The 12,982-nt window shown below is 71.7% G+C and carries 13 protein-coding genes; 2 read left to right on the top strand and 11 right to left on the bottom strand.

The annotated features are described in order from the left end of the window. Positions 1 to 27: 27 nt before the first annotated feature. Positions 28 to 972 carry an alpha/beta fold hydrolase gene (locus E4N63_RS16660; RefSeq protein WP_230241051.1) on the bottom strand — a complete coding sequence of 315 codons (945 nt, stop codon included), beginning with the start codon at positions 970 to 972 and terminating at the stop codon, positions 28 to 30. Positions 973 to 1,087: 115 nt separating this feature from the next. Between E4N63_RS16660 and E4N63_RS16655 the strand changes: the two genes are divergently transcribed. Next, positions 1,088 to 2,035, top strand: coding sequence for a YafY family protein (locus E4N63_RS16655; protein ID WP_230241050.1), 948 nt, complete (start codon positions 1,088 to 1,090; stop codon positions 2,033 to 2,035). Positions 2,036 to 2,055: 20 nt separating this feature from the next. Here the strand turns inward: E4N63_RS16655 and E4N63_RS16650 are convergent, their stop codons facing one another. The 10 genes from E4N63_RS16650 to E4N63_RS16605 form a co-directional block, all read right to left on the bottom strand. Then, positions 2,056 to 2,475, bottom strand: coding sequence for a YdeI family protein (locus E4N63_RS16650; protein ID WP_230241049.1), 420 nt, complete (start codon positions 2,473 to 2,475; stop codon positions 2,056 to 2,058). Positions 2,476 to 2,552: 77 nt separating this feature from the next. After that, positions 2,553 to 3,125 (bottom strand): hypothetical protein, encoded by a 573-nt coding sequence (locus E4N63_RS16645; protein ID WP_230241048.1) that lies wholly within the window; start codon positions 3,123 to 3,125, stop codon positions 2,553 to 2,555. Then, entirely contained in the window at positions 3,109 to 3,666 is a 558-nt protein-coding gene (locus E4N63_RS16640) for a sigma-70 family RNA polymerase sigma factor (protein ID WP_230241047.1), read from the bottom strand. Before E4N63_RS16640 ends, E4N63_RS16645 begins: the two co-directional genes overlap by 17 nt. Positions 3,667 to 3,712: 46 nt before the next feature. After that, on the bottom strand, positions 3,713 to 4,096 hold the full coding sequence (locus E4N63_RS16635) for a class F sortase (RefSeq protein ID WP_268271421.1): 384 nt from the start codon (positions 4,094 to 4,096) through the stop codon (positions 3,713 to 3,715). A 747-nt stretch (positions 4,097 to 4,843) separates the two neighbouring features. Continuing rightward, on the bottom strand, positions 4,844 to 5,704 hold the full coding sequence (locus E4N63_RS16630) for a DUF4397 domain-containing protein (RefSeq protein WP_125626346.1): 861 nt from the start codon (positions 5,702 to 5,704) through the stop codon (positions 4,844 to 4,846). A gap of 413 nt (positions 5,705 to 6,117) precedes the next feature. Further along, the gene (locus tag E4N63_RS16625) at positions 6,118 to 6,849 is read right to left on the bottom strand and encodes a peptidoglycan recognition protein (RefSeq protein WP_125626348.1); all 732 of its coding nucleotides are present in this window, start codon (positions 6,847 to 6,849) and stop codon (positions 6,118 to 6,120) included. 242 nt (positions 6,850 to 7,091) lie between these two features. Then, on the bottom strand, positions 7,092 to 8,561 hold the full coding sequence (locus E4N63_RS16620) for an FG-GAP-like repeat-containing protein (RefSeq protein ID WP_125626924.1): 1,470 nt from the start codon (positions 8,559 to 8,561) through the stop codon (positions 7,092 to 7,094). 296 nt (positions 8,562 to 8,857) lie between these two features. Next, complete coding sequence (locus E4N63_RS16615; protein WP_125626925.1) at positions 8,858 to 9,328, bottom strand: DsrE/DsrF/DrsH-like family protein; 471 nt, start codon at positions 9,326 to 9,328, stop codon at positions 8,858 to 8,860. A 113-nt stretch (positions 9,329 to 9,441) separates the two neighbouring features. Then, positions 9,442 to 9,756, bottom strand: a complete 315-nt coding sequence (locus E4N63_RS16610; protein WP_230241045.1) for a TusE/DsrC/DsvC family sulfur relay protein — start codon at positions 9,754 to 9,756, stop codon at positions 9,442 to 9,444. A 22-nt stretch (positions 9,757 to 9,778) separates the two neighbouring features. Next, entirely contained in the window at positions 9,779 to 11,068 is a 1,290-nt protein-coding gene (locus E4N63_RS16605) for an NAD(P)/FAD-dependent oxidoreductase (protein WP_125626927.1), read from the bottom strand. A 483-nt stretch (positions 11,069 to 11,551) separates the two neighbouring features. Between E4N63_RS16605 and E4N63_RS16600 the strand changes: the two genes are divergently transcribed. Continuing rightward, a complete protein-coding gene (locus E4N63_RS16600) occupies positions 11,552 to 12,955 on the top strand; it encodes an APC family permease (RefSeq protein ID WP_125627022.1) in 1,404 nt (467 codons plus the stop codon). Positions 12,956 to 12,982 lie beyond the last annotated feature (27 nt).

Below are 12,982 nucleotides of genomic sequence, written 5' to 3'. Positions count from 1 at the left end.
GATCCACCGCGGATTACGTGACAACCCTTAGACGGCCTCCCGCTGGTCCAGCCACTTGAGAATGGTCTGGTTCGTTTCTTCCGGCTTCTCCTGCTGGATCCAATGACCGCAATCCAGACTGACCTCTTCCACATTCGGAACGAATTCTGCCAGTCTTTCAGACCTCGCGACCACATCGCGGTCGCCGTAGATCATGAGGGTGGGCTGTTGGATGATCGGGTCCACGTCCGCCAACAAGCGCCAGTTGCGGTCCAGGTTTCTGTACCAATTCACACTGGCCGTGAACCCTGATGATTCAAAAGCGGAGACGAGAACAGTCAGTTCACTGTCGCTCATCACGGGATCACCGAGTGGCGTTTCCGCTCTGGCGAGATCGATCAGCGCCATACCCGGCCGAGGCTCCCTGGGGGGCTCGTTCTTCCGGTACAGGTTGCGAAGGAACTGGAAGGTGTTGTCTTCGAACACGGCGTCCGCGACGCCTGGCTGCCGATTGAAGTGGACGAAATAGAAGTCGCCGCCGAACACATCTTCCATGAACTCGATCCAGGACTTCTCTCCGCGCTCCTGGTAAGGCAGGCTCAGGTTGATCACCTTGTTCACACGGTTCGGATGCAACAGGGTCAGTCCCCAGACCACGAACGCGCCCCAGTCATGGCCGACGAAAGTGGCGTCTTCGTATCCGTAGTGGTCGAGGAGCGCGACGAGGTCACCCGACAGATGCTCGATGTCGTAGTCCGCCACTTCGACCGGGCGGGACGAATTGCCGTAACCCCGCTGGTTCGGTGCGATGACGTGGTAACCGGCTGCGGCGAGGGCGGGCATCTGGTGGCGCCAGGAGAAGGCGTGTTCCGGCCAGCCGTGGCAGAGCACGATGGGCTTCGCCGCGTTCTCTCGGCCTGCTTCGAAGACTTCGAGTTCCACACCGTTGACCGGAATGAGGGTGGGCTTGGGAAAATCGGCTGGATCGAACACTGCATTTCCTCTCCGGGGGGTCGCTGGCGGTCGACCTCCTCGGTGAGGTCATGTCGCCATCCTGCGGCCCGAAACCGGTCACCCCACGACCGGTTTATGTGAGATTTTTGTCGGCATGCGAACCGACCGGCTGGTGGCCATCCTCCTCATGCTGCAACGGCGCGAGCAGGTGACAGCAGCAGAGGTCTCCCGAGAACTCGAGGTCTCCGAGCGCACCGCCCGCCGCGACCTCGACGCACTGGCCATGGCCGGGGTGCCCGTGTACTCCGTGCAGGGCCGAGGCGGCGGCTGGCGCCTCGTGGGCGGCGCCCGTACCGACCTGTCCGGGTTGACCGCCCGTGAGGCCCGCGCCCTGTTCCTGGCTGTCGGCCCGGCCTCGGCTGCGACGCCGGCCGTGAAAGCAGCTCTGCGCAAGCTCGTCCATGCTCTGCCGGAGCCCTTCCGGGTGCAGGCCGAGGCAGCAGCGTCGTCACTGGTCATCGACCCGCAACGATGGGGGGCGAGCCGGGTCGAGCACCGGCCGCCCCGCTTCCTGGACGAACTCCAAGACGCGGTGGTCCGCGGCGTCCAGGTGCGGCTCGGCTACGTCGACAGCAAAGGCGTCGAAACCCGGAGAACCGTCCACCCGCTGGGCATCGTCGCCAAAGGTCCGGCGTGGTACCTCGTCTCCAACACCGAGGCCGGCCGACGGACCTTCCGGATCGACCGCGTGTCGTCCGCCGACCCGACCGACGATCCCGTGCACCGACCCGAGGACTTCGACCTTGCCGAGAGCTGGTACGAGATCGCCGACGAGGTCGACCGCAAACGAACACCGCTGGAGATCCAGGCGGTGTGCACACCCCACGGGATCGGCATACTCCGGATGGCGCTCGGCGGCCGGCTCGACGTGGGAGGTTCCACGACCGACGGCGGCATCGAGGTCGTGATCCGCGGCCACAACGAGTACATGCTCGCCGGCGAGCTCGCCGGGCTGGTCGAATGGCTCGAGGTGACCGGCCCTCCGGGCGTCCGAGAGCACCTGGCCTCGATCGGCAACGCGCTCATCGAGCGATACGGCTGACCGCGCACCAGCGGAGACCTTCACGCTTCTTGAAGCGGACGAGACAGAGTTTCGAGAACAGTTCCGCTCAATAGCGTGGGTTTGTCCGTTCCGGCAGACGCCCGGTCACGACGTCGGCGGGTCCGCCGGCCTGGCTCGCTGCGGGTGGACCGTCTCGTGCCGGACGAGCATCGCCACGCACTCGGCGATCTCCGGGTGCGCGTCTCGGCCCGCTTGGCGGCATTGACCCGGCTGCTGAGGGCGAAGCGGTGGGTCTTGGTGAGCACCTCGAACATCGCCTGCGCCGCCGGGTCGGCGGCGATCGCAGCTCGCAGGTCGGCCGGCACCTCCGCTTCCGATGACGGCGCATAGGCGGCCGTCCACCGCCCGTCGGCCTTCGCGGCGTCCACCGCGGCGCGGCCGGCGGGCAGCATCAGGCCGGCCGCCTCCAACCGGGCCACGTTGGCGACGTTGCGCTGGGACCAGACGCTGCGGGGCCGGCGCGGGGTGAACCGCCTCCGGGGATGGCTCGACGGTCTCAGCGCGTGCTGTCGCCGGGCGGCCTTCCCGTGCCGCCCGGGCGGGCCGGGACGGGCTCGGCCTCCGCCGCTTCCGGGTGGGCCGGTTCTCCCCCGGCGGAATGCGGCACGGCTTCTTCCAGCGGGACGACTCCCAGCGGGACGGAATGGGCCGCCGTCACGGGCTCGGCGGGGTGCTCGGCCGGGCGGACCGGTACGGGCTCGGCCGGGCCCGTGCGGCGCAGCCGGCTCCGGAGGCGGGAGCCGGGCGTTCCGCCGCCGGACGCACCGGACGCACCGGACGCACCGGGCCCGCCGGACAGTCCGAGTTCCGCCGCGATGCTCTCCCAGAGGGCTTCCGGCGGCGCCGTCACCCTGTCGTCCGGGGAGACGTTCCGGGCGGCCCCGATGATCCGGCGCAGCGCGGCCAGGGTGTCCCGGCACTGCGGGCAGGCCGCGAGATGGCGCTCGGCGGCCCGTGGCTCCGTCCCGCCGTCGGCGGAGCCGGCGTCCGCCTCGGTTCCCTCCCCGGCGGACGGCCGGTTGCCGAGGGCCAGTTCGGCCAGCAGGGCCGGGTCAGCGTGCTCCGTCACCGTCCGTCTCCATTCGCGTTCTCAGCCGGCCCAGACTCCGGCGGACATGGGTCTTCACGGTGCCCAGCGGCAGATCCAGCCGTTCCGCGATCTGCGCCTGCGTGAAGTCGTGGTAGAAGGCCAGCCGCAGGATCTGCTGCTGCGGCTGCGGCAGGGCGCAGAGTTCGTCCATCACCAGCACGCTGTCGACGACCCCGTCCACCGGGTCGCCCACCGGCCGGTCGACGACCGCGCCCGCGGCCCGCCGGGCCTTGTCCTGGCGGCTGCTGCGGGCCCGCAGGGCGTCGGCGATCCGGCGGCGGGCGATGGCGAGCAGCCAGCCGGGCAGGGAACCCCGGTCGGGCGAGTAGCCGGCGCGGCCCCGCCAGGCGCTGACGAACACCTCCTGGGTGACGTCTTCCGCCTCGCTCGCGTCACCGAGCGCGCGGCCGGCGAACGTGTGCACCAGTCCGGCCCAGCGGCGGTACGCCTCCGCGAGGCAGCCCTCGTCACCGCGGGCGAAGCCTTCGGCCAGTTCGGCGTCGGTGCGGGTTCCGGTCACCCACGCGACGATAGGGAGCCGGGGGCCCCGATCCTCCGCACCACGGCTATCCGCTCACCCGGGTGGCGGTCACGATCAGGTTGTTCCGGTAGCCGCCCTGCTCGCGGTCGTACGGCAGCGTGCAGGTGATCAGCGTCAGCACCGGGGGGCCGTTGCGGCGGAACAGCTCGCCCGGCAGCCGGTCGCGGTCCCGGACCTCCTGGGACGCCACCGTGTAGCGGACCGCCGGCGCGCCCTTGCGGCGGACGATGACGGCGTCCCCCGCGCGGACGTCGTGGAGCGCGGCCAGCGCGCCCAGCCTGCCCGTGCGCGAGTCGACGTGGCCGACCAGAACGGCGGAGCCGGCGGGGGCGCCGGGGGCCGGGCCGTACCGGTACCAGCCGGTGCCGGCGGCGTCACCGGGCACCGCGACCGTGCCGTCCCGGGCCAGGCCGACCGGTTGGACCTCCGCGTCGACCCGCAGCCGGGGATGCGGAGCCGGACCGGCGGCGTGACCGCGGAGGCCCGCCGGTCCGGCTCCGCGCGGGCGATGCCGTCCGGTGCGTCCCGCGAACGGCCGGGGTGCGCCCCGTCGTCCCCGGGCCGCCGTCCCCGCCGTCCGTCCCTCCGGCGGACCGCCGGTCGCCGAAACCGGGTGGCGGCGCGCCCTCCCGGGTTTCCGGCTCCGGCACGGCCAGCAGGGCCGCCACCACCACGATCGCGGCCATCGCCGCGACGGCGCCGGCCGACAGCCAGGGGCGGAACCCGCGGGAGGCCAGGGCCCGCCGCACCGCCGTCCATGCTCGCGTTCCCGCTCCGGTCCTCACGTTCATCCCAGCTCTCGCCCCTGCTCTCGTCCGGTTCCTCGTCCGGTCCCTCGTCCGGGCTTCCCTCCGGGTTCTCGCCCGGGGTCTCGTCCGGTGGTCTTTCCCCGCGTGGGGTTCCGCTCGGGCCCCTGGCCCCGGGGGCACAGCACGGCCCGTACATCCGCGGCCCGGCCCCGCGCCGCGCGGGCGGCCGCCCGGCGCGCGGGCGCACGCCGGGCGGCCTTGCCGCACCTGCTCGTCCGGTCGCCCCGGTCACCGGTCACCGGCCATCCGGGCCGCGGGTCGCCCGCCATCCGCCGGCCGGAGCCGGCGGCGGGCACCGCGACGCCGAGGGGTGCCGGGGAGGCCGGGGCACGGGCCCCGCCCGGTGCTCAGCCCTTGGAGCGGCTGCCGCGCCAGGCCGTACGGGTGAGCAGCACACCCGCCGCGGCGACGGCGCCCGCACCCGACCAGGCCGCCCAGGCGGAGGCGCCGTCCGAGCTGTCCGCGCCGGCCTGCATCAGCGAGTCGCTCTGGCCGCCCTTGACGCCGCCCGGGGCGCTGTGGAGGCCGCTGAAGGTCTGGGTCTTGAGCGCGAGGTTCTTCTCCTCGGCGCTGCCCCAGGCGTAGACGACGTTGCTCGTGCCCTCCTTCAGGGCGAGCTGCGCCGGGCCGATGACGACATCGTCCGTCCCGGCCAGGGTGACGTCGGCGTTCACCGTGCCCGCGGGCACCGTGGTGGTGGCCTCCTTGGGGTTCTCCAGCCCCTTGACGATCGGTGTTCCGTCGGCCCGCACATCGACGGCCGGTGCGGCCGCGACATGGCGCACGGTGAGCCGGGCCTTGCCGGCGGGCACCTTCGACACGTCGTTGACGTAGGCGTTGAGGGTGGGCTTGCCGTCCGCGGTCAGGTGGGCGGCGACCGTGGCGTTCGCCCCGGCCGGAACCTCCACCGTCTTCTGGATGGCGGGCTCGCCCTCGGGGTCGGCGCCGGCCTCGAAGACCTCGATGTCGTAGCTGCCCGGGTCGAGCGCCTGCGGCGGTGTCAGGGTGCCGGGTTTGAAGTTCGGCAGGAGTTCCTTGCCGTTGGCGTACACATCGACGGTGAGGCCCGGAACGCCATGGAAGACGGATACCTGTGCCTTGCCCTCCCCGGTCTGCGCCGGCCCGGCCTGGGCGGGGGCGGCGGAGAGTCCGAGGGCGCATATGCCCACCGTGGCCGCGATGGCGGCGGCGCTGCGGCAATTCCTCATCGAAATACCCCTTCACGACGACGCTCCGTCCGATTGCGGAGCATTCATCACATATTTCGGGTTGAGGACCGTGTTCGGATGCAGGGAGAGCAGATCTTTCTGCGGGGCTTCTTCCGCGGCCGTCCTTCCCCCGCTCCCCGGCATCCGTTCCGGCATCCGTTCCGCCTCCGCCGGCTGGTCCGGCCCCGCTTCACGGCGTGCCACGCCGGCGCCCGCACCCCGGGGACCGGTGTCCCCGCTCCCCGGGCACCCCATCGGGTCCGGGAGACCGGCTGGTCACCGGTGCGGCGGCGCAGTCGCACCGCCCGGCACGCTCGGCCGGGGCGGCCGGGTGCGGGCGGTGGGGAAGGGTCCGGGACGCGCGGGCCGCGGTCACGCGGCTCAGCGGTCACGCGGCTCAGCGGTCACGCGGCTCAGCGGTCGCGCAGCCGGGCCACGGCCTCGCGGAGCGCGGGCAGCCGCTGGTACAGCGCCTCGCCGGGGCAGTCGGTCTCGTAGCCGTCGCGGTGCCCGGAGATGACGTTGAGTTCGGCCTTGTCGCCCTTGTCGTAGCGGCTCTCGTCGTTGCTGGAGGTCAGCCGCACCGTGCCGCGGGGGTCGGCCCCGGGCCGCAGCTTCCACGCGGCGACCTTCGCCATGCCCGCGATCAACTCCCCCGGCACCGGCACCCCCTCCGTGAAGGTGCCCAGCGCCGCTATGCCCACGGTGTGGGCGTTGAAGCCCTTGGCGTGCGCTCCGCGTACGGGGCGGCTGGCGCTGCCGGCCCGGCCCTCGTAGATGGTGCCGCACCGGTCCACGACGAAGTTGTAGCCGATGTCGTCCCAGCCCTCGTGGGTGACGTGCTCGGTCTGGAGCGAGCGCAGCAGTTCCGGGACGTCGGCGCAGTCGTAGCCGTTGGGGTGCCCGGTGTGGTGGACGAAGACGGCGCTGACGGCGCCGCTGTACGGCGCGCGCTCGCGGACCAGGTCCTCGTCCGCGTCCCACTTCTGTCTGCTGACGATCGCGGGACGGGGTGCCGCCGGGCGTATCGCGGCGGGTTCGTGTCGGCCGGGAGGGTCGGACCGTACGGCCGCGTCCCGCACCGCCAGCAGAGCCAGCGGGAGGACGACGGCCCCGGCGCCCAGGGCCAGTCGGCGTGACCACATGGGACCAGCCTGCGGGCACCGGCCCCCCGGATCCCGGGTAACTGCGCCGTTCGGGTGAAGCCACCTGCTCTGAGCTGCGGGTTTTCCCGAGCGCGCCAGGCGGGCGCCGGACAGCGGCGGCGCGGACGGGGCGGGAGACGCCCGGCTGGAGGGCGGGGACGGGCCGGGGCCCGGTCGTCGCCGACCGGGCCCCGGGTGTCACATGCCGTGCTGTCGTGCTGCTGCCGCGCCGAACGGCCCGCTCAGCCGGCGAAGTTGACGCCGAGGACCGGGGAGCCGGAAGCGGAGACCCCCACGGTGGAGGTGTAGATCGAGACGCCGCTGCCGCCGATCACGGATCCGTTGGACTTCAGCGCGTACACCGCGCCGTTGCCGCCGTTCTCACCCATGGCGCCGACCGTCAGGTCCGCCTTGCCGTCGCCGTTGAGGTCGGCGAGGTGCACGTCGGAGCCGAAGTTGTCGCCCTCCTCGTTGGAGTTGGGGACGCCCGCCGTGTTCTGGTGGAACATCTGCGCGCCGGCGCCGGTGATCCCGGAGCCGTCGGCGGCGCCGTAGAGCACGGTGGCGGCGCCGGTGGCGGCGAAGCCGTCGAGCGACTCACCGGGCGAGCCGACGACCAGGTCGAGGTGGCCGTCGCCGTTGACGTCGCCCAGGTCGAGCTCGGCGCCGAAGGCGTCGTAGCTCTCCGAGCCGCCGGGGACGCCGGGGCTGTCCTGGGTGATGGCGGTGCGGCCGCTGTCCGGGCCGTTGGCCGAGCCGTGGACGATGTTGACCTTGCCGCCCTTCGACGCGCCGGGCACGCCGGAGTCGGCGTCCCAGAACATGCCGATGACGATGTCGCCGTAGCCGTCGCTGTTGGTGTCGCCGATGTCCGTGATGACGCCCGCGGCCAGCTTCGAGCTGCCGGTGATGGTGAGGCCCGAGCCGCTGCCCGGCAGGTAGTAGTTGGCGTTCCAGTGGTTCTCGCCGTCGGACGCCTCGTTCTCGAAGCCGTCGGCCACGAGGTCGGCGATGTCGTCGCCGTTGACGTCACCGGAGTGCAGGTTCAGCGGACCGGTGTCGGAGCCGCTGAGCATGGCGGGACGGACGGAGTAGACGCCGCCGGTGGTGCCGGAGGTCTTGCCGAAGCCGCCGCGGTAGACGCGGATGGTGGCGGAGCTGGAGCCGATCGCCAGGTCGGCCTTGTCGTCGCCGTCGAAGTCGGCGCCTTCCAGGGTGTAGCCGAACCGGTCGTGCGAGGTGGACGCCGGGTCCTTGACGGTGGTGCCGCCGGACAGGCCGCTCGCGGAGCCCCAGACGATCTGGACGGTGCCGCCGTTGACGTCGTCACCGACCTTCTCGTAGGGCGCGCTGACGGCGAGGTCGGTGTAGCCGTCGTTGTTGAAGTCGGCGGCCGTGGTGTCGGCGCCCCAGCGGTCGCCCTTCTCCGAGACTCCGGGGACGCCCGCGCTGTCCTGGCTGAGCACGGTGCGCTTGGCACCCGAGATGCCGTTGGCGGTGCCGTAGAGGACGACGACCTGACCGGCGTGGGCCCGGCCGTTCACATAGGCGCCCGGGGCGGAGACCGCGACATCCAGGTAGCCGTCGCCGTTGAAGTCGGCCGTCGGGCGGGCGCCCTCGGCGGCGGCCGTGCCCGCCGTGGCCGCGAGCAGGCCACCGGTCAGCGCCGCTGCGGCAGCGGTGGCCAGGACCGTACGGAAGTGCTTGTGCATGCGGGGTTCTCCTGTGCATGCGGGATGCGCGACGCATCCGCAGTCGAGTGGGTGCCGAACCACGCGTTCCCTGCCCGGACGTTCCCCGGGCGGGCGGCAGTTGACGCAGAGAAGACCCCGGGTGAACTCGAAGGGTTGTACGAGAAAACGAGACGCCTGGTAAGTCCCTTTCCGCCGCTGCGGCACCACGCGGCACGGCCCGCGGGAGAGCCCCGGACGCGCAGGGGCCCGGCCGGGGCGTGGGGGTCGCGTCCCGGCCGGGCCGTCTTCGGGGTGTGGGTCATGGGCGGCTGCCCTCAGGTGTAGATGATCTGGGCGTTGGCGGCGAGGTTGTAGAAGTCGCCGACGGTGATGATGCCCTGGACCTCGTCGATGAGGTCCTCCTTGTCGAGTTCGAAGAGGTCCACGGACGCCTTGCAGGCGTAGAGGCCCGCGCCCGTGTCGCTGATCATTTCGATGAACTCGGGGATGGGCGGGATGTCGAGCTTGGCCATCCGGCGTTCCATGAGCCGGGTGATCATGTCCGGGGCGCCGGGGAGGGCGCCGACCACGGTCGGGAGGTGCAGTCCGGGGTTGCCGACGGTGGCGAACTTGATGTGCTCGTAGCGCTTCTTCGTGATCGCGTCGAGGCCGAAGAAGGTGAAGAAGAGATCGGCCTCGATGCCTTCGGCGCGGGCGCCGTTGGCCATGATGAGGGCCGGGTAGATCCCCTCCAGGGATCCCTTGGAGACGATGATCGAGACCTTCTCCAGCGTGGCGGTGGTCATCGCGGGTTCTCCTGTATCGGTGAGTCGGTGTACGGCCCGTGGGCCGGTGGAGCGGTGGGCCGTGGCCGCGCCGGCGGGCCGTGGCGCCGGCGCGGCGGGTGCGGGGCGTGGCGTCAGATGCAGCCCTTCGGCTTGGGGATGCCGGCGATCTTCGCGGCGGTCTTCGCCGGGCCCTTCGGGAAGAGCTGGTAGAGCTCCTTGACGCTCACGCCCGACGCCTTGCCGAGCACCCGGACCGTGGGACCGGTGCCCTTCTCGGCGTACTCGGCGCGCATGAAGGTGATGACCTTCCAGTGCCGGTCGGTGAGTTCGTCGATCGCGTGCTCCTTGGCGATCTCCGGCGCCATCGCCTCCGTCCACTGGTCCGGGTCGGCGAAGAAGCCCTCGTCGTCGAGCACGACCGGGGTGCCGGCGTAGGTGGTGGTCATGGCTGTTCTCCGTTCGGTGCGGTCAGGCGGCGGGGTGGGCGGCGTCCGCGGGTGCGGGCCGGGACTTGCCGTGCTCCGGCATGGCCGAGCCGATGCCGGGGAGATCGCGGCCGGGCAGCAGGCTGTGCCAGTAGAGCCATTCGAAGGCGAGCTTGCCGAGATGGTTGGCGCGCGACTCCTTGAGGAGCGGCAGGCCCACGGCGGCGGGGTAGTGGCCCGGCAGCGGTTCGGTCTCGTAGTTGAAGTCGATCAGCAGCGCCTTGTGGAAGCCGGTCTCGATGAAGCAGTTGGTGTGGCCGTCGTAGGAACCGTCCAGCGGTTCGCCCGCCAGATGGCGGCCGATGTTGTGGACGAGCACCTCGCCCTCGAAGTGGGCGACCGAGCCGGCCTTGGAGGCGGGGAGCCCGGCGGCGTCGCCGAGGGCGAAGACGTTCGGGCGGGCCTTGGACTGCAGGGTGCGCTGGTCGACGCGGACGAAGTTCAGCTCGTCACCGAGCCCTTCGGAGCGGCCCACATACGGGGCGCCGCCGTGCAGCGGGACGACCACGGCGAGGTCGAACGGCACCTCGGTGCCGTCGTAGGAGACCAGGCGGCCGCCTCCGCCGGGGCCGGTCTCCACCTCGTCCATCTCGACCGAGCCGAGGGTGAAGTCGGTGACGAGCTCGACGCCCTTCTCCTTCAGCAGCCCGCCCAGCGCCTGGGCCGCCACCGGCTTGGTGAACGCGCTGTCGAGCGGGGTGACGTAGGTGAGCCGCACCTTGTCCCGGATGCCGCGCCGCTGGAAGTACCAGTCGGCGAGGAAGGAGAACTCCAGCGGTGCGACCGGGCACTTGAGGGGCAGGTCGGCGACGTTGACCACCAGCCGGCCGCCCTCGAACTCCTCCAGCGCCCGGTGAAGGGCGGTGGCGCCGGGCAGGTCGTAGAAGGTATGCACCTGCTTGCCCCAGGCGGGGCCGGTCAGGCCCTCGGTCTCCTCGGGCAGCAGGACCGCGCCGGTGGCGACCACCAGGACGTCGTAGCCGAGGGAGTCGCCGTCCGTGAAGCGGACCCGGTCCGCCTCCAGGTCCACCTGGTCGATCTCGGCCCGGCGGTACTCGACCCCGTCCAGCAGCTGCCGTCCGCGGGGACGGACGAGGGCGTGGGGTTCGGCGAGGCCGAAGGGGACGAACAGCAGTCCGGGCTGGTAGACGTGCTCGTCGTTCTGGTCGACGACCACGATCTCGTACTCGCTCCTGTCGTACAGCCGCCGCAGCCGGTTGGCCGTGAGCGTTCCGGCGGTGCCGCTTCCGAGGATCACGATGCGCCTGTTCATGCCTCCACTGTCGTGCGGTGGCGGAGGCGGGGTCAGGGGCCTTTGGTCCCCGGCCAGTTACCCATAGGGGTATATCGGGAGGCGGTCGGTCCCGGGTCGGCGTACACGTACGGGCCGGCGCAGGCCTCGGACGCGGCGGGACGGGCCGGGCCGGGCCCGGCCGCGGGGGAGCGTGCCGTCGGGCGCCGACAGGGAGACGGGCCGACGCAGGGAGGCGGCCCGGACAAGAGGGCAACGGATGACCGGACGCTCCCGTGTTCCCCGGCACCGTCCGGCGCGCGACGATTGCGCCTGGTGGGCGGGGCGTGGGGGCGGGGCGACGACAGGGCTGTCCGAAGGGAACCCACCCCTTGAGGTAGCCAGATGGTAGAGACACGGAAAGCCATCTGTACATCGCGCCGACTGGTGCGAATGTCCTGACATCCGGTGCACTGCTGCTCGCCCCCCACGGCTACAGGTCCCCCCGGAGAGGCAGGCTGACGAATGGCGCACCACGGCGGATTTCTGAGAGTCCTCGGCAGAGGCGATGTCCTGGCACTGGCCTTCGGGGCGATGATCGGCTTCGGCTGGATCGTGCTCACCTCCGACTTCATCAGCGACGCGGGACCGCTCGGGGCGGCTCTGGCCCTCACGGCCGGCGGCGTGGTCGTCGGCCTGGTCGGCCTCACCTACGCCGAGCTGGTCTCGGCGATGCCGCACGCGGGAGGCGAGCACAACTACGCGCTGCGGGCGCTCGGCGGACGGGGGGCCTTCGTGGCCTCCTGGGCCATGGTCCTGGGGTATGTGTCGGTCGCCGCGTTCGAGGCCGTGGCGCTGCCGCAGACCATGCTCTACCTCTTCCCCGACATGCTGGCCGGGCATCTGTGGACCGTCGCCGACTACGACGTCCATGCGAGCTGGGTGGCCGTCGGCATGATCGCGGCGATCGCCGTCACTGTCGTGAACTACATCGGCATACGCCCGGCGGCCGTCTTCCAGACGATCGCCGTACTCTTCCTGCTCTGCGCGGGCGCCGCCCTGCTCGTCGGGGCGCTCAAGGGCGGCTCCGCGGAGAACATGCGACCGCTGGTCAGCAACGGCCTCGACGGAGTCTTCACGGTGCTGGTCGCGGTGCCCTTCCTCTTCGTGGGCTTCGACGTGATCCCGCAGTCGGCGGCTGAGATCAAGCTGCCGTACCGGCAGGTGGGCAGGCTTCTGGTGATCTCCGTGCTGTGCGCGACCGTCTGGTACGTCATGATCATGCTGACCGTGGGCTCCGGTCTGGATGCTGCCTCGCTCGCCGCCGCCGAACTGGCCTCGGCCGACGCCATGGCCGCCCTGTGGAACAGCCAGGCCATGGGCAACCTCCTCATCATCGGTGGTATCGCCGGCATCATGACCAGTTGGAACGCCTTCCTCATCGGCGGCAGCCGACTGCTCTACGCCATGGCCGAGTCGCGTATGCTCCCCGCCTGGTTCGGCCGGGTCCACCCCCGCTTCCGCACACCGGGCAACGCCGTGCTCTTCATCGGCGGACTGTCGGTCCTCGCTCCGCTGTTCGGGCGGCCGATGCTGGTGTGGCTGGTCGACGCCGGCGGCATCAACATCGTCCTTGCCTACGTCGTGGTGGTGCTCTCCTTCCTGGTGCTGCGCCGCCGCGAACCGGCGATGGAGCGGCCCTTCCGCACCCCGGCCGGCACCGTCGTGGGGATCGCCGCGCTGCTGCTGAGCCTGGGACTCGGCGTGCTCTACCTCCCCGGCATGCCCGCCGCACTGGTCTGGCCCTCGGAATGGGTGATCGTCGGCGCCTGGTGGCTGGTCGGCGCCTTCTTCCTGTGGCGGCTGCCCCGCATCGCACCGGGGGAGGACGCCGAACAACGCCTCGTCGAAGCCGTCGCCGCCCGCTGAGGCGAGCGCACTGGGCCGGCCCACGGC

The organism is Streptomyces sp. MNU89, from assembly GCF_020982505.1.
GTDB classification, from domain to species: domain Bacteria; phylum Actinomycetota; class Actinomycetes; order Streptomycetales; family Streptomycetaceae; genus Streptomyces; species Streptomyces xinghaiensis.
Note: the sequence above shows the minus strand (reverse complement) of the source record. Positions and strands in the feature narration are given on the sequence as shown.